The sequence below is a fragment of the Archaeoglobus profundus DSM 5631 genome (genome assembly GCF_000025285.1).
Classification (GTDB): domain Archaea; phylum Halobacteriota; class Archaeoglobi; order Archaeoglobales; family Archaeoglobaceae; genus Archaeoglobus_B; species Archaeoglobus_B profundus.
In genome coordinates this window covers 792472-807467 of record NC_013741.1, presented here as the reverse complement: position 1 = coordinate 807467, position 14996 = coordinate 792472, and the positions used below count along the sequence as shown (strand labels likewise).

At 40.0% G+C, this 14996-nt stretch carries 24 protein-coding genes and 2 tRNA genes; 13 read left to right on the top strand and 13 right to left on the bottom strand.

What is annotated here, in order from left to right; all coding sequences use genetic code 11:
* Positions 1–35 precede the first annotated feature (35 nt).
* On the top strand, positions 36–818 hold the full coding sequence (locus tag ARCPR_RS04810) for an ABC transporter ATP-binding protein (RefSeq protein WP_012940361.1): 783 nt from the start codon (positions 36–38) through the stop codon (positions 816–818).
* Here ARCPR_RS04810 and ARCPR_RS04805 read toward each other — a convergent pair whose 3' ends face one another.
* Positions 819–974 carry a 50S ribosomal protein L40e gene (locus tag ARCPR_RS04805; RefSeq protein ID WP_012940360.1) on the bottom strand — a complete coding sequence of 52 codons (156 nt, stop codon included), beginning with the start codon at positions 972–974 and terminating at the stop codon, positions 819–821.
* Between the two features lie 74 nt (positions 975–1048).
* Between ARCPR_RS04805 and ARCPR_RS04800 the strand changes: the two genes are divergently transcribed.
* On the top strand, positions 1049–1681 hold the full coding sequence (locus ARCPR_RS04800; protein WP_012940359.1) for an MBL fold metallo-hydrolase: 633 nt from the start codon (positions 1049–1051) through the stop codon (positions 1679–1681).
* On the opposite strand, the gene ARCPR_RS04795 is transcribed toward ARCPR_RS04800, so the two are convergent.
* Positions 1644–2252: an RlmE family RNA methyltransferase gene (locus ARCPR_RS04795; RefSeq protein WP_012940358.1), complete on the bottom strand. Its 609-nt coding sequence runs from the start codon at positions 2250–2252 to the stop codon at positions 1644–1646. The genes ARCPR_RS04800 and ARCPR_RS04795 overlap by 38 nt on opposite strands.
* 4 nt (positions 2253–2256) lie before the next feature.
* Positions 2257–2937 carry a UMP kinase gene (gene pyrH, locus ARCPR_RS04790; protein ID WP_012940357.1) on the bottom strand — a complete coding sequence of 227 codons (681 nt, stop codon included), beginning with the start codon at positions 2935–2937 and terminating at the stop codon, positions 2257–2259.
* Positions 2938–3006: 69 nt separating this feature from the next.
* Here pyrH and ARCPR_RS04785 point away from each other — a divergent pair.
* A tRNA-Pro gene (locus tag ARCPR_RS04785) sits at positions 3007–3080 on the top strand.
* A 70-nt stretch (positions 3081–3150) separates the two neighbouring features.
* Here the strand turns inward: ARCPR_RS04785 and ARCPR_RS04780 are convergent.
* Both ARCPR_RS04780 and ARCPR_RS04775 read right to left on the bottom strand, forming a co-directional pair.
* Positions 3151–4800 carry a PGF-pre-PGF domain-containing protein gene (locus ARCPR_RS04780; protein WP_012940356.1) on the bottom strand — a complete coding sequence of 550 codons (1650 nt, stop codon included), beginning with the start codon at positions 4798–4800 and terminating at the stop codon, positions 3151–3153.
* Complete coding sequence (locus tag ARCPR_RS04775) at positions 4781–5176, bottom strand: hypothetical protein (protein WP_148208678.1); 396 nt, start codon at positions 5174–5176, stop codon at positions 4781–4783. Before ARCPR_RS04775 ends, ARCPR_RS04780 begins: the two co-directional genes overlap by 20 nt.
* A gap of 79 nt (positions 5177–5255) precedes the next feature.
* Here ARCPR_RS04775 and ARCPR_RS04770 point away from each other — a divergent pair, with 79 nt between their 5' ends.
* Positions 5256–5534 carry a hypothetical protein gene (locus ARCPR_RS04770; RefSeq protein ID WP_012940354.1) on the top strand — a complete coding sequence of 93 codons (279 nt, stop codon included), beginning with the start codon at positions 5256–5258 and terminating at the stop codon, positions 5532–5534.
* Here the strand turns inward: ARCPR_RS04770 and ARCPR_RS04765 are convergent.
* Both ARCPR_RS04765 and ARCPR_RS04760 read right to left on the bottom strand, forming a co-directional pair.
* The gene (locus ARCPR_RS04765; RefSeq protein ID WP_012940353.1) at positions 5520–5759 is read right to left on the bottom strand and encodes a hypothetical protein; all 240 of its coding nucleotides are present in this window, start codon (positions 5757–5759) and stop codon (positions 5520–5522) included. The two genes, ARCPR_RS04770 and ARCPR_RS04765, sit on opposite strands and share 15 nt — an antisense overlap.
* A gap of 32 nt (positions 5760–5791) precedes the next feature.
* Positions 5792–6151 (bottom strand): toxin-antitoxin system TumE family protein, encoded by a 360-nt coding sequence (locus tag ARCPR_RS04760; RefSeq protein WP_012940352.1) that lies wholly within the window; start codon positions 6149–6151, stop codon positions 5792–5794.
* 131 nt (positions 6152–6282) lie between these two features.
* On the opposite strand from ARCPR_RS04760, the gene ARCPR_RS09485 reads away from it, so the two are divergent.
* Genes ARCPR_RS09485 through ARCPR_RS04750 form a run of 3 tightly spaced genes read left to right on the top strand, consistent with a single transcriptional unit; the run spans position 6283 to position 7136 of the window.
* On the top strand, positions 6283–6438 hold the full coding sequence (locus tag ARCPR_RS09485) for a zinc finger domain-containing protein (RefSeq protein ID WP_012940351.1): 156 nt from the start codon (positions 6283–6285) through the stop codon (positions 6436–6438).
* Between the two features lie 9 nt (positions 6439–6447).
* Positions 6448–6714: an elongation factor 1-beta gene (locus ARCPR_RS04755; RefSeq protein WP_012940350.1), complete on the top strand. Its 267-nt coding sequence runs from the start codon at positions 6448–6450 to the stop codon at positions 6712–6714.
* Entirely contained in the window at positions 6711–7136 is a 426-nt protein-coding gene (locus ARCPR_RS04750; protein ID WP_012940349.1) for a methyltransferase RsmF C-terminal domain-like protein, read from the top strand. The genes ARCPR_RS04755 and ARCPR_RS04750 overlap by 4 nt, the downstream gene beginning before the upstream one ends.
* Here ARCPR_RS04750 and ARCPR_RS04745 read toward each other — a convergent pair.
* Positions 7030–7566, bottom strand: coding sequence for a hypothetical protein (locus ARCPR_RS04745; RefSeq protein ID WP_048084434.1), 537 nt, complete (start codon positions 7564–7566; stop codon positions 7030–7032). The genes ARCPR_RS04750 and ARCPR_RS04745 overlap by 107 nt on opposite strands.
* A 48-nt stretch (positions 7567–7614) precedes the next feature.
* Here ARCPR_RS04745 and ARCPR_RS04740 point away from each other — a divergent pair, with 48 nt between their 5' ends.
* Together ARCPR_RS04740 and ARCPR_RS04735 are read left to right on the top strand one after the other, a co-directional pair.
* Complete coding sequence (locus tag ARCPR_RS04740) at positions 7615–9234, top strand: helix-hairpin-helix domain-containing protein (RefSeq protein ID WP_012940347.1); 1620 nt, start codon at positions 7615–7617, stop codon at positions 9232–9234.
* Positions 9235–9274: 40 nt separating this feature from the next.
* Positions 9275–9348, top strand: a tRNA-Ala gene (locus ARCPR_RS04735).
* Positions 9349–10026: 678 nt separating this feature from the next.
* On the opposite strand, the gene ARCPR_RS04730 is transcribed toward ARCPR_RS04735, so the two are convergent.
* Entirely contained in the window at positions 10027–10608 is a 582-nt protein-coding gene (locus tag ARCPR_RS04730) for an ArsR family transcriptional regulator (RefSeq protein WP_012940346.1), read from the bottom strand.
* Between the two features lie 82 nt (positions 10609–10690).
* On the opposite strand from ARCPR_RS04730, the gene ARCPR_RS04725 reads away from it, so the two are divergent.
* Positions 10691–10885, top strand: a complete 195-nt coding sequence (locus tag ARCPR_RS04725; protein ID WP_012940345.1) for a ribbon-helix-helix domain-containing protein — start codon at positions 10691–10693, stop codon at positions 10883–10885.
* Between the two features lie 24 nt (positions 10886–10909).
* On the top strand, positions 10910–11839 hold the full coding sequence (locus ARCPR_RS04720) for a bifunctional DNA primase/polymerase (protein ID WP_012940344.1): 930 nt from the start codon (positions 10910–10912) through the stop codon (positions 11837–11839).
* A 116-nt stretch (positions 11840–11955) separates the two neighbouring features.
* Here ARCPR_RS04720 and ARCPR_RS04715 read toward each other — a convergent pair whose 3' ends face one another.
* Positions 11956–12222 carry a hypothetical protein gene (locus ARCPR_RS04715; protein ID WP_012940343.1) on the bottom strand — a complete coding sequence of 89 codons (267 nt, stop codon included), beginning with the start codon at positions 12220–12222 and terminating at the stop codon, positions 11956–11958.
* A gap of 135 nt (positions 12223–12357) precedes the next feature.
* On the opposite strand from ARCPR_RS04715, the gene ARCPR_RS04710 reads away from it, so the two are divergent.
* Together ARCPR_RS04710 and ARCPR_RS04705 are read left to right on the top strand one after the other, a co-directional pair.
* The gene (locus tag ARCPR_RS04710; RefSeq protein WP_012940342.1) at positions 12358–12675 is read left to right on the top strand and encodes a hypothetical protein; all 318 of its coding nucleotides are present in this window, start codon (positions 12358–12360) and stop codon (positions 12673–12675) included.
* A gap of 244 nt (positions 12676–12919) precedes the next feature.
* Positions 12920–13180, top strand: coding sequence for a hypothetical protein (locus tag ARCPR_RS04705; protein ID WP_012940341.1), 261 nt, complete (start codon positions 12920–12922; stop codon positions 13178–13180).
* Here the strand turns inward: ARCPR_RS04705 and ARCPR_RS04700 are convergent.
* The 3 genes from ARCPR_RS04700 to ARCPR_RS04690 all read right to left on the bottom strand — a co-directional run bounded on the left by ARCPR_RS04700 (position 13175) and on the right by ARCPR_RS04690 (position 14809).
* A complete protein-coding gene (locus ARCPR_RS04700; RefSeq protein ID WP_012940340.1) occupies positions 13175–13531 on the bottom strand; it encodes a hypothetical protein in 357 nt (118 codons plus the stop codon). The two genes, ARCPR_RS04705 and ARCPR_RS04700, sit on opposite strands and share 6 nt — an antisense overlap.
* Before the next feature lie 20 nt (positions 13532–13551).
* Positions 13552–13974 (bottom strand): hypothetical protein, encoded by a 423-nt coding sequence (locus ARCPR_RS04695; RefSeq protein WP_012940339.1) that lies wholly within the window; start codon positions 13972–13974, stop codon positions 13552–13554.
* An 88-nt stretch (positions 13975–14062) separates the two neighbouring features.
* Positions 14063–14809 carry a hypothetical protein gene (locus ARCPR_RS04690; RefSeq protein WP_012940338.1) on the bottom strand — a complete coding sequence of 249 codons (747 nt, stop codon included), beginning with the start codon at positions 14807–14809 and terminating at the stop codon, positions 14063–14065.
* Positions 14810–14996 lie beyond the last annotated feature (187 nt).

Below are 14996 nucleotides of genomic sequence, written 5' to 3'. Positions count from 1 at the left end.
ATCAAAGATAAATAGCCTAACTTAAAACTTTGTCCGTGCTCAAAGTTGAGGGACTAGTAAAGACTTACGGAGACTTTACAGCTTTGAAAGGTGTGAGTTTCAGAGTTAGGCGAGGGGAAATACTCGGCTTGATAGGAGAGAACGGAGCTGGGAAGAGTACTACGATAAGGATACTCGTAGGTCTAATAACTCCTACTTCTGGAGTGGTTGAGTACGATGGCGTCGACTTCTTTTCGAATTTGGATGAATTAAAGCGTAGGATAGGATATGTTCCCGAAGTTGATGCCCTCTACGATGACATGACAGCTGAGGAATATCTCAAATTCTTTGCAAGCCTCTACGGTGTAAAATTTAAGAGAGAGATAATGGACAAGCTTGGAATCCCGAATAAAGCGATAGGGGAAATGTCCAAGGGAATGAAGAGAAAAGTGTCTGTAGCTCGTTCGCTCATCCACAATCCAGATTACTTGATATACGATGAACCTTTCAGTGGCCTAGACCCAATGGTGTCTCTAACGCTCGCAGACTTCCTGAAAAGTTTAAAGAATAAGGCCATTCTGTTTTCCGCCCACAACCTTTACTACGTCGAATACCTTTGCGATAGGGTTGTAATAATGAAATCGGGAGAAGTTATCTACGAGGGGGACGTTGAGGAGATAAGGGGCTTGAAGACTTACGTGATTAAGACTGAGAAAGGAGTCGTTAGGACTAACGATGTTAGCGAACTTGTCGATGTGCTGAGAAATGAAAAAGTTCTGAGTATAGATGTGGAGGTAAAGAGGCTCGAAGATCTATACTTCGAATTAATGAGAAAATGATCACTTCCTCTTACCCTTCCTCTCCTTAGATTTCGGTCTCAATCCCTTGTAACCGCACTTTCTGCATCTTGTAGCTCTCATGGGGTTTCTCGCGTTGCATCTCATGCATATCTTGACATTGAAGAGTCTCGCTTCCGCCTCTGGAAACCTTGCCATGGCTTGCACTTCTATAGACTGTATATAACAGTTTCGTAGATAGATATTAAAAATTGAATTACAAAGTTTGATCCATGAAAATCACGGTAGTTTACGACAACGAGGCAAAAAGTCCGTTCATAGCAGATTGGGGTTTTTCCTGTCTAATCGAATCTCGCATCAGAGTTTTATTCGACACCGGTGCAAGTCCAGAGATCCTATCACACAACCTGTCGTTAATCGGGGTTGATGACTTCGATTACGTCGTCCTTTCTCACGAGCACTACGACCACGTAGGGGGTTTAAGTGCGGTAATTGAAAAGACCTCTTACGTTTTAGCCCTAAAAACTTTCTCAAGAAGGTTAAAGGGGTTCATAAGTTCTAAAGCGGAGCTCATCGAGGTTGTAGAGCCCATAGAGTTCGAAAACTTCGTTACCACTGGATCGCTTGGGAGGATTGTAAAGGAGCAGTCTCTCGTAGTTAAGACTTCGAAAGGTAATTTTGTGATTACGGGCTGTTCTCATCCCGGTCTCGACAAGATTTTGAGAAAGGCTGAGGAGTTTGGAGATGTTTTCGGTGTTATGGGCGGATTTCACGGCTTTAGCAAACTTGAAATCCTCCAAAGTTACGATCTCGTAATCCCCTGCCACTGCACAGCTTATAAGAGGGAAATTCTAAAGATGAGGAACGCTAAACCCTGCTTTGCTGGATGTTCCTTTGAGCTTTAAACCTCTTAAAGCCCTTACCGACGAAGTATATTTCAGCACTCTGTTTACGGGACGCTTTAGGAGAGTGGAACTTCTTGAATCTGAAGAAACGCTTGAACTCGTTAAAAAGGTTTTGAATCTCCTCACCCTGAAAAACCTTAACTACGAAGTTCCCACCGTCCTTTAGAACCTCTCTTGCTATCTTGAAAGCTGATCTTGCCAAATCTATGGAAAGGAGGTGATCTATCGTCCACTTACCGCTTATCTTCGGTGAAGCATCGCTCAAAACAACATCGTAGTACCTCCTAACGGATTTTATCTCCTCTAAAGTCTCTTCCCTTGTTATATCCCCTCTTATGAAGTGAACACCCTCAATGGGTTCCATAGGGTTTATATCAACAGCTACAACCTTCGCACCCAATTCAACAGCTACTTGACTCCATCCTCCCGGTGAAGCTCCCAAATCCAGTACCCAGTCTCCTTCCTTTATGAGCTTGAATGTTCTATTCATCTGTATGAGCTTAAAGGATGCCCTACTCCTGTATCCAAGCTTTTTAGCCTGCCAGTAGTAGTAATCCCTCCTATCTCTCATCCTATCAAGTTCTCATTTCAGGTTCTATAAGAGTTCCGATACCCTCAAAATCGCCTTTAACGACTTTAGGTATGTTCTCCGGCTCACCCAAAAACACGATGGTTTTGATCTTGCTTCTCTGAATGATCTTCAGAGCTAGGAGGTCGAGAACGAAGCTACCTCCTGCCTTAGCTTCTTGCTTGGCCACGATTTCTATTAAATCGCAAACCTTAATCCTATCGAACCTCTTAGCGTTCGGATTAACTTTCGGATCCTCTGAATAAACTCCATCAACGGAGGTAGCGTTTAAAAGCAGATCAGCATTGACAAATTCTGCAAGCAAGGCAGATGTGGCGTCTGTAGTGTGTCCCGGGAATGTTCCACCCATAACTATAACGTTATGATTTAGAGATAGTTCGTAGGCTTGAATGAAATCTTCGGGGATTTTCCTTGGTGCAGATTTCAAAGCTGAGATCAGTAACATGGCATTTAGCCTCGTAACACCTATTCCGATATAGTCGCAAAGGGTGTTGTCCGCACCTAACTCTCTCGCGATACCTATGTATTCCCTTGCAGTCTTTCCTCCTCCAACTACAACGAACATCTTATGCTCTTTTGCAATGTCCTCTATTACATTCGCAAATCTCCTTATCCTATCGGCGTTCATACCAAAGACTGATCCTCCTAAAGACAGAACGATCTTCATATCTAAAGTGTCGAGAAAAGTTTTAAAAAACGATACGAATTATGCCCCTTTAGGCGATGACGCCTCTGAGGGGCCGTGGGGTAGCCTGGCTATCCTTCCGTCTTGGGGGGGCGGAGACCCGGATTCAAATTCCGGCGGCCCCATCTTCTCAAATACAATAAAGTCGCCTGAATCAACAAAACAAAAAATTCAATTAAAAATTAAAGGCTAAATTTAGAGCTTTCTAAGATATAGGGCTATTGCAATACAGATCAAAGTAATTCCCAACTCGAATCCCGGAGTTTTTTGAGTTGTTGCAACCTTTGCAGTCGTAATTCCTACAACCGTTGTAGTTTCGGTTTGGGTTGGCGTAATCTCTGAAGTAGTTGTTTTTGCAACCGTTTGAGTTGTGCTCACGGTAGTAGGTGATGTTGTTTTGGTCGCTATCGCGTAGATGGAGAAGGATGTAGTTTTTGCCTCGTAATAGACATAGTGATCATCTTCGCCAACCACACTCGTTTCAAGCTGAATCCATCTACCGTTTAGGAACTTCATGAGGACGATGTCCCTCGCTTTCAAACCGTTTTCTCTTAACCAACTCTTATCAACTTTAAACGATATTGTTGCTTCTTCGATGTTATTCGCACTAATGTTAACATTTATCTCAAGATAGGCATAAACCTTAAAGTTTAGCTTGGGGACATTTTTGGGTAATTCTTGTAGCTTTTTAACGTTGACAGCAACGTTTTCCACCTTGCTCTTAACTTTTAGCTTTATGCTATCTACTATACCTCCTATTCTAATAGTTGTAGGCTTTCCCGGCTCTATTACAGGTAGTATTCTCACTATTTTAGGCTTAGATGTTATTCTTTGAACGATCTCGTTCGTAATCTCTTCCTTAAGTTCATCTAATCTATCCTTTAGCTCTCCAGTAACTTTTGACGGGTTAACGTAACTTACAATCTTCTTGTCTTCGATGATTACCACATCTCTGTTCTTGGGAATGTACGCGTAAACCTTCAAAACTTTACCCAAATCTCCTGATGGCTCAATGGCACTTTTAGGAACCTTATCGCTCCCTAAAATTCCGACTGCCAAAATCGAATGCTTATTCAATTCCTTCAATTCTGGAATGAGAGGATACCAGAAGACTTCAGCTTGAACTATTGTATCAATCGGATTAGATTTCACAGCCATTGCTACCTCTGGATCAAGATACAACGCAACCTTTTCGAGTGATTTCTTTACGCTCACGTTAAATCCATCTCCAACACATTCGAATACGACGTGCTTACCCCTCAAATCGGACGTTTTCAGTTCGTATATCGTTGTAGGACTGGCCTTTATAATTCTATCGACCTCCAACAGAACGACTTTGGCGTTCTTGGGAATTGCCACGTTAATTAGTTCACTGGCATCTATCAAAGTCATGTAAGCTTTGAAATCGTCCGCACCGAGAAGGATTGCTTTAATGTGGCAATCCGCATCAATCCAGTAGTTCGGCTTTATTCTGAAAACACCTATTCCCCTTTTGACGTTCAAAATCCTATCAATTGCATCTCTGTCAAATTTGCTCTTTTCAAGCTTACTTGACAACTCGTCCGCATCTTCCAAAAATCCTCTCAAAGTTCTTTCGTGATCCGAAACGTATCCGATCGTTACAGGTAAGGCTCTCGACTGTTTTTCGGAGTAGAACATCAAACTGATAGCTCTGTAATGAGTGGATATGTTCAGAAGTTTGAACCTGTAGTTATTGGGATTGTCCAAGATTGCATCTACCGTTGTGGGAATTCCGTTTGTATCACACTCCACAACCTCTTTGACGTAGTAGATTCTCCAATCGTGTCCTCTGATACCCTTAAAATCAATTCCGACAACCTTCAAACCTTGCGTTAGATGTCGGTATGCTTTGTTCTGACAGTAGTATAGCCCGATCGTTTTGAGAGAGCAGTATGTATATCTTGAAAACCCTGCCCTTCAAGAAATCTGGCAGATTTACATCCTTTAACACATCTTCAACAAAGCTCTTTGCATACTTACTTGGAGCAAAAACGACACCAGACACTTCCTTTACATTCAGGAGTGTTTGTGATGGAGTTTTTGGAAGAACTGTTGCATTTGCTGGCAGTCTTTCACCCACGTTTTTCAAGTTTTCTCCGATCTTTGGAATCCCAAAAGCGGATGCTGTTGACATTACTAAAACCGAGAGTAAAGCTATCAATCCTACAAACTTCATGATTGACTTCACGTAAATCACCACCTACAATATTGTAGTGATCAATTCAATTTTAACCGTTATTGGCTATTAAATGTTACTATTTTGCTTTGAACGATACAAAATGGCAGAGTTACTCGAGTCGGACAGAATAAAGCTCGAAATCTTGAAAGTTTTGAGTAACGGGAAGGTTTACTCCTTTTACCTTTTATCCAAACTGCTCAAAACGAATTACAACACGATTAAGAAGAATTGCTTTTTCCTTGAGCTTTTAGGACTTGTTGAAATTGTGAAGGTAGAAAGGGAAGAGAGTGCCACGGGGATTCCATCGTATAGGATCAGAATTACGAAAAAAGGTTTGGATGTTATGAACAGAATTAGAAGAAAATTAAATCTCCCTTAAAAACTTTTCAATAGATTTCTTTAATTCTGCAATATTTTGCTTGAAGGCTAAAGCGGATAGAAAATCTTCGTAACTCGGATGTTCGGGAATTTCTCCTCTTTCAATCTTTCTTTCAATTTCCTCAGGCTCTTTGACCCCATACTTGGATAGAATCTTCTCAAGCTCTTTTTTCTGCTTGATCAACTCGGTCATCAAAATTATTGGTTCTACCTCACCTCTCAACATCAAACAAAGTTAGGCTGATAGGTTAATAAAGACTACCTCATCAACTGCTTTCTAACCCATTTCATGAAGTTTCTAAAATCATCCTCGGGTTCATCTCCCGCTTTGGTTATGAAATCCTCAATTACATTGTCTTCCGTTTCAAAGTGAATGTGTCTCGGATAAGTTTTTAGGTATTTGTGATGTGGGGCTGTATCGAGTCGATAGATTCTGTTACCTCTCTGCCAATGAAATGAGAACTTATGCTTTATGGGATACCTTATCTCAATCCACGAGTTATCGATAAGCGTAATCTTAAGCCTATCTGAATGTAAATCAACATCAGTTACGATGTCCGAAAATTCATCGTTTAAGATTTTTATAAAGTTTAACATCCTAATTAGTTGTTCACTCATGCTCTAGGATTTGTAGTAATTGTATATAAGTGGAGATGCAACCAGGATCAACAATTACGAAAACGTTATGCACAGAATTAGTCTGTAGATTTATCCCAAACTTTAAATATCCTCAAACACTCCTTCAACGCATGCCGACTTGCGTAACATGTAACTCGAATTTGATCGGACCAACGTATGTAGCGTTCCCTTGCCCAGTTTGCGGTGAGACGATATACAGGTGTAAGAAGTGTAGGAAGTTGGCGAACCCGTACAAATGCCCCAACTGCGGGTTTGAGGGACCGTGAGGTGATAGCATGGGTAAGGTCTACATGAAGTTGAGAGTTATGCCAGAAGACGTAGACATCGACTTGGAAAAGATCTATGAGAAAATCAAAGAGGTAGCCCCTGAAAACGTGGAGATCAAGGATTACAAGATTCAGCCAATAGCATTCGGCTTGAAAGCACTCTTGATTGTGGCTGTAATGCCGGACGAGGGAGAGATAGGAGACCAGCTCGTCGAAAGAATTCAGAATATCGATGGAGTTGAAAGTGTAGAGGTTGAAGCAACTGAACTCTTATGAAAGAGAAAATAGCAAATTTTTTAGAGAAACAATTTGGCATATCTAAAGAAGAATTTTTTAGCTTAAACCTCGAGTTTGAAGAGAGAGGTAAGAGGAGAGTATACGCGTTTAAACCCTGTAACCTCGATCTTCCAACCTATCACTACGGCATATACTTTGGAACGCTCGACGACAATGGCTTTAGATTATCAATAGAGGGTTGCTTTTTGGTTGGTAAATTTGCTAAGAAGAACGTTCTTACAGTGGATGATGAGAAAGCCTTAGCTTGGATGAGCGGGAAGGATATAGAGTGCAATCTGAGAGGTTACGTAATAGTTAAGTGGAGGAAATTTTTTCTCGGCTGTGGGAAGGCAAACGGTAAGATTTTGAGGAATTTCGTTCCAAAAAATAGAAGGATAGCTGTTTCAGAATCTTCTCTCTAACGATAAAACCCAGTTCTAACTCCCTTCCGGCAATCTCTTGCAGTTTTTTCTCATTCTCGAACCCTATCGTTTTTGTGATCTTATCGCAGAGAAAGTTTACGCATATGGTTGGTCTAACCTTTAGAATGCAACCATTTTCACTTAAGAAGTAACAAAAACCTTCTTTAAACCGCTTCTCTGGCATTTTAACACCCATCAGCATGTTCATGACAATCATAACATCGTCGACCTCATCTTCTACCCACTCTTTGCAACAGCTTCCAGTCTCTTCAGCGCATTTTTTACATATTTCATTAACTCCTATCTCTTTCATATAGCTCCAAGTCTCCTCTATAGCTCTTTCAAGCTTCTTCAAATCATCCTTTACTTTATCGGGGTTTATCTGACTCAGCATTTTCTTGGCTCTCCTTATCCTATCCTCAACTGCCATGTTTTCGAGTTGCACTTTGCTTTTAAACATTCCACCCAACTCACCTTCGTGAAAGTCGCAATACTCGACGGCTACGTAGATGAGCCCTCCTGTCTAGGAGTTCCGCCTTATATAGCTCCCTATCCGAGATACATCTACGGGATATTGAAGAACTTTGGAGTCAATTCAAAATACTTTACGATAGATCAGATCAGAGGAAGGGAGTTTGACCTTGAGAAGTTCGATTTGGTAATTGTCATAGCAGGAATAGCAGTTCCGGGCAAGTATCTTGGTGGAAATCCTCTTTCCCTTAAGGATCTAAAAAACTTAGCGAGTTTGAATGTTGAGAAGATACTTGTTGGTCCTATAACGCTAGAAATAGATGACAAGGATAGGAGATACTTGGAGGAGTTTTACGAGATAGTGGACTATCCGTTTGAGCGAAAATTGCTGGAACTACTAGCTAGGAGGTTTAAGAAGAATGTGAAGGTTGCTAGTGGAAGGGACTTCATAAACAGATTCGCCATACTGGGTGCGGAAGTAGTTAAACAGCATCCCGATTTCCCTTACGTGATTTGTGAAATTGAGACTTACAAGGGTTGTTATTGGGGGAGATGTTCATTCTGCATAGAGAGGTTCCATAAGCTTGAAATGAGAAGTCCTGAGGGTGTTATAGCTGAGATAAAGGCTCTCTACGACAACGGCGTTAGATACTTCAGACTGGGAAATCAGACTGATTTCTTCACATACATGGCGGATTTCAGGTACGACATACCTAAACCCAATCCAGAATTCATGAAAGGTTTTCACAAGGCCATATGGGAAAATTGTCCACGCATAAAGACTTTACACCTCGATAATGTTAATCCAAAGACGATAGCAGTTCATCCCGAGGAAAGCAGAGAAGCTATCAAAACGATCATAACGTACCAGACACCGGGAAATGTGGGGGCTATGGGATTGGAAAGTGCGGATGAAAGGGTTGTTGGGGAAAACAACTTGTGTGCAACTCCGGAAGAGGTTAAATTTGCCATAAGACTTGTGAACGAGTATAGAAGTGTGGGGTATAACGGTTTACCCTGCTTTCTGCCAGGAATAAACTTCGTCATAGGTTTAAAGGGAGAGACAAAGAGAACTTTCGAAAAAAACTACGAGTTCCTTAAGGAGCTTCTCGAGGAGGATCTTTGGGTTAGGAGGATAAACATAAGGCAGGTTAAGATTTTCAAAGGAACTCCAATGGAGAAGGTAGGTTACAGGAACGTTGTGAAGCATAAGAAGTATTTCAAGGTGTTTAAGGAAAAAGTTAGGAAGGAGATAGATCGGGAGATGCTTAAGAGGATAGTTCCAATAGGTAGAAAGTTGGCAGATCTTAGATGCGAGCTCAAAAAAGGAAGGATTACTTTTGCAAGGCAGATCGCGACATATCCTCTCCTTGTTGGGATTGTTGGAGAATACGAAAGAAACACGATTATTGATGCAAGAGTTGTCGATTACGGTCAGAGGTCTATTACAGCCGTTCCCATTCTAAATCCAAACACAGCTAAACTTTATCAGCTTGAAGCCGTACCGGGTATAGGCAAAGCTCTAGCTGGAAAGATTATTGCGAATAGACCCTACAGTAGTTTGGATGAATTGAGAGATGTTTTGGGTGATGTTTTTGATAGGGTAAAGCACTTCTTCGAAATTTGAGCGAAACGTTTTTAATCACTTCAGCTCCATAGAGAGCAGAGGGCCGGTAGCTCAGCCTGGTAGAGCGTCGCCTTGGCATGGCGAAGGCCTGGGGTTCAAATCCCCACCGGTCCATCCAACCCCTCCAACTAAACCGTGTTCTGCAAGAATAACGTATTCCTTGAGCTTACTCTCAACGAAAATAGACAGATTGGGGATCAATTGCTTAGCTCTCTCGAGAATATTTTTATCGATGTAAAGGTGTAAATATGCCTCGTTTTGCTTAGGTCTCGGCATAATGATTCTTGATCAAGAATAAAATAAGGTTTGCTAAAGGTAGTTGGTAGCAGATTTAATAATCTTGAAAATATATTAATCGTTTAGAAAGGTCACGGGTAAAAAGACGGGCGAGTGACTTTTATTTGTTTTGGAAATATTTTCGCAGAATTGAGAAGGAAGAGTTCTGCGTTTTTATAAGGGGGAAGAATTTTAGTCATGGGTATTGGGTTCCATTTAATGGGTTTTGATTTGGTTAAGTTTGTGATGATGTAGCATACAGAAGTATTAAACAATAATAGATACAACCTGTTACCCGTGACCTTTATACCACTCCCTTATAAAATCCTCAAACACCATTTTCTCCATTCTCCTTAATTATCTCAAAAATGAAAAAAACTCACTCGATCATCTTTTTACCCGTGACCTTCTTCCAAAGAATTTTATAAAAAGATTCGAAAAAAAGTAAAAGTTTTCAAATTTCCAATTTCAACTCCTTTGCTATGTTATCACACAATGATGCTAAGAAAGAAAACTTCAGTCTGCACTTTCGCCTCTCATAAATTTAATATCAAATTCAATTCTATATTTCTTAGGATCGAATTGATGTATGTCAATACCAGCATACTTTTTAATCATATCTACAATGTATTCTTTTGCCTGGTTCCAAATGTCCTCAAATTCTTTCTTGTATCTCTCAATAATTTCCTCATCTACACTCTGCATGAATTCTTGAAAATGATCAACCACCATTTTACTAACTTCAACCCCCTTTTCACCACTAAACAAAAAGATTAGCATACCCTTCCCAAATCGTTTTTCAATAACTTCTAAATTCTTCCCCTCTTCAAAATCAAGCTGAATACGTAATAAGAAGGTCTTCGCAATAAATTTTTGAATAGATATTTCAAAAGTCTTTTCACAAGGCACTAATCTATAAATCTTCTTTCTTCTGTCTTTCATATATATTTCCTCTTCAATAATCCCTTCCTCAATCATCTTCTTCAAATATTTGGCTAATGTTCCGTCTGCTAATTTTGTTTTTTCCTTAAGCATTTTCCAATCCATAGGACCATCCATTAAAGCTTCTACAATCTTGCCAACAATTTCTCGATCCATGAAGATACTCACACCAAAAAGTATTTAAACATTATCAATCCATTTTACTTCATAGTATGAGTAATTGCAGAAGGTGAGTAAAATGGTAGGTATCCGAACAAAGTGGGATAAGGTGCAACTAAGTGTCACAATTTACCCAGAACATGCTCGAATAATTGAGAAAATCCTGAGAAAGGAGTATTCAAAACCAATTGCTCACAAAAACGCTTCTGAAGTGATTAGGAAGGCTATCGAGTATTATGCAGATTATTTGGGTGTCAGGCTCAACGATAATTGATTTTAGAAATAAGGGGTGGTTCAGGTGAGCGGGTTTAATGAAGATATAAAAAATGAATATTTAAGTCTTTTGGAAAAATACGATCAACTCGGCTGGAAATTCATTCCTCTCGAAGGCAAAAGACCGTTTTGGAAAGGATGGGATGATCCTGAAAAATGGTATTCTGGAGAATATTCAAACGAAGAAACGATCAACGAGATCGTAACCTCTCGATTCAAGTTCAATGTTGGCATTGTTACAGGATCATTAAGTAAAATCTTGAGAATTGACGTTGACCAACCGAAAATTCTTGGATGGAATCCTGAACCAGCTATCAAAAAAGGAGGGTTGGCTCACACCACTTCCAGAGGGGTTGCGTTAGTAGTCAGATCGGAAAACCCTGAAGTTTTAGCGTTCTCGAAGAAGTTAGTTAAGCGAAAGGAGGAAATCGACCAAAGTCTCCTCTTTTACCCCGAAGATGCTGGAAAAGAGACAGTCACTATTCTCGAAATATTGGGAGACGGAAGGCAGTTTGTAGCGCCACCTTCAATTCATCCCGACAAGCGCACACGATACGAGTGGCTCACTCCGCTTCCAAATTCACCCGATCAAATTTTGACAATCAATTCAATCGAAGAACTTTATTCTCTCCTCTTAGAGTGCTGTGCAAACAAGGAACTCATAAACGAGTTGTTTGAAGATTACTTTAAGGAGAAGTCGAGAGCAGATACAGGAGAGGAAGGGAAGAAAGCTGACGACCTCCTTGAGAAGTGGTTAGAGATACTCCTCAAACACCTTGATGTTGCTGATGATAAAGGTAATTACATCTCTATCCATTGCCCATTCCATCCTCCAGACGAAAAGCCGAGTTTTGCAATATACAGGAATACATACCTTGCCGTTGACTTTCACTATCGTGTCAACTTCAACGAGAACTTCATCTCCATACTTCTCGATGAATGCTGGGAGATATAGTAAACAGAGTTTACTGTTTCCGTTTCTCCTTTTGACCAGCTTACGTTTGAATCTGACAATTCCGTTTTCAATTGCATATGGCATAGCTGATCTCCTCAAAAATTAGAAGAAACAGGTTATTCTCTACCGCCAAGAATCAGCATGAGGAAAGATACTGCCACAACAGGAGGAATGAACCCCAGAACTAATTTAGTTGTTGGATCACTCACGTTTACGCTTTGAATCGTGTTCACTACAATCGGAATAGCAACTCCAACACCTAAGATCGTTACTGCAATTACTCCTTTGATCCAATCCAATAGTGTAATCTCTCCTCTTTTGTCCTTTAGCATCTTGCAAGCGTTGGCAATCTTCCTCCCGAATCCTACAATTTTACTCAACACCTCCGATCTCACCCCCTTGCTAACGAGGAGGGAACATCCTTATCAAGTGGAACTACCTTGAAGCTTATAAATCTTATGCTGATTATAAAATTATAAAAATGCTTTTATATTTATTCATTCTTTTCTATGAATTAGATGAATCGATCGATACTTAAAGCTTGTTATGCTAAATTGCAGGTAATGTTTGATCCAAAGGATATGCGAAAGAATAAGATAATTGAATTAAGAAAGACAGAAAGAAAGATAAGAGAAATTGAAGAGCGAATTAACAAGCTTAGACAAAAGTATGGAATGGATTTCGACGAATTCTTTGAAATGGTTGAATCATTTAGTGGTCTAAAAAAGCTTATGGAAAAATTTGATTTAGGTGAAATTTTAGAGGACTCCCTAATCTGGGAAAACTTACTCGATGAACTTGAAGAGTTAAAGAAGAAAGTTAAACCTTTAAAGTAAAAATATCATTTTTATTTCGGCTTTATGTAAAATTGGTTAACTAAGAATGTCTTTTTATAAAATCATAATCTTTTTAGATAAAAACCGTTGAATGAGAGTGTTTGGTATAATCACCCTCGGTTAAAAAACAAAAAGAGGCTTTGTCTCGACACCGTCGTCAACGACATTACTGTTGTAATGCCTGGTCCAAACCATGTAATTTATGACATCAGAAATTATATAACATAAATCTCAAACAATTAGCATGGATCAAATTAAAGAGATCCTAACGATTGTTAAAGAAGTCTTGGGTATAGTTAAAGAGGTTAAAACGCACACTACTAAACTTGAAGAGCTTGAAAAGAGAACGAATGAACTCAGTAAAAGGATTGAACTCCTTGAAGCCAAGATCGATAAAATCAGTAATGATGTAGCAATAATCAAAGAGCGCTTAGATGTCTGGGGAGAAATAATGAAGTTGAAGGAAGCTGTTTCAAAAATTGAAGAAAAGTTGAAGGCTTTATGACTCAATCTCTTTGATTAACTCTTCAAGGCTAACCTCTTCTGGAACCAAGTTCACATCCTTCCATGCGATCATGTATTGATCGTAGATTTCAGATGGAAGCTTCCCATCGTAACTTTGAACATCCAGGCTTCCCGTGTTGTGTGCCATGATGTACTCTCTCAGCCCTGGATGGACCATCAGAACGTTGTTGCACATCTGTTCAAAGAACTTCCTAGGGTGGGAGAAGGAGATCTTCCTCCCTGTGTGGACTGCCTTGATGTTCAACCTGTAAAAGAGTTTTCTCATGCTGTAATAACTGAAGGCTATTCCCCTGCTCTGTTTCTTTTCTAGAGTGGGGTCATAGACTTCCACATAAACCTCCAGCCAATCCCTTAGAACTGGATGAATGGGGACCCAGTGAGGGACTCTCTCCTTATCTTTCTCCTCCGGAATCCACAGGAGAGGTGATCTCTCTTGATGGCTTCTTTGAGTTCATTAACCGTTATCTTTGAAATGGTTGAATTCGGTCTCTGTCCGGTGTAGGCTGCGAATAGAATTCCTGAGATGTGCTTTAGCTTGAGGTAGGGTGTAGGATCCTTCTCCCAAACTGCCTTAATCAGGTTGTGGATGTCAGGCTCTCTGATAAGGATTGGGTTGAGTCTCTTGGAGTCCTTCTTTGGAGGTTCAAAAACCTCTTTGAGTTCTCTGAAGTATGGGTTTCCAGTCTTCTTATATAGCCATTCCAGAAAGTTTCTAAGGTTGGAGTGATATTTTGCTTGAGTTTCAAAGCCGTATTTGGACCTATACCAACTCATGTTCTCTGCAATAAGGAAAAATTAAAGCAAAGCTAAAGCATCTTTCCAAACATTAAAAATAAAAATAAGAATAAAAATAAATCAATAATTATTTTCCGTAGAAACCAAGGCCAGCCGGAGCGGGTGATAGGTACATTATGCCATGGTAACCTCCACAAGGATCGTTATAAACTTCTTGAATTACTGCAAATTGTCCCCAAATGGCTGGACCGATTTCTGTTCCATCCGCCGTGTACCAAGTTCCATTCTCTAGGTATGCATCTTCTGGCACAGCAACAATCTTTACGAAGTACTCCCATCTGCATATCGTTCCATCAAGTTCGTATGTCCCCCACATGTGATTTGTTTCCCACGCTCCAGAGCCTATGTAGCTGTCGTAGCCATAGTGTGTATCCAGCTTTCCATCTCCATCGCAGTCCTTGTTACTCAGCCAAGCATCGTTCCACTTCATTACTAACCAGTCTTTCCTGTACTCCCAGCACCATACACTCTCCATCAACTCTCTTGCTTCTTCAATAGAGTTGGCATATCCTTCTTCCACGAGTCTTTGATAGTAAGCCTCGTCATCTCCCTCATATGGAGGGAATCCATAGCCTCCCAGATACACATTGCAAAAGTACCCTATAAACAGATGTGCGTTGTAGTTGTATCCATAAATATCGAATCCTGGCTGTAGTGGTTGTCCCGCCAAGTAATGTTCTTCACCATAAGTAAGAGAACCTTCAGTTATCGCTGTACATAATCCATTCTTCTCGTTGCCTTTTGCTTCAACAATGGTCACTGTAGCGCCAAGAAGTAGCACTACTATGGCCAAACCTAATATTTGCGCTTTCATTTGAAACACCTTCACTATACCCTATTTGAGAATAATAATATTTATACTTTTTCAAATATCTTTCATAAAGAGTATAATGAGGCAAATTACTTACTTATCGATTTGCATTTTGAATTAAATATTTCATTGTATCATGCATAGACACATAAAAAATATTATTTCACGAAAAAATATAGATTGATGTTTT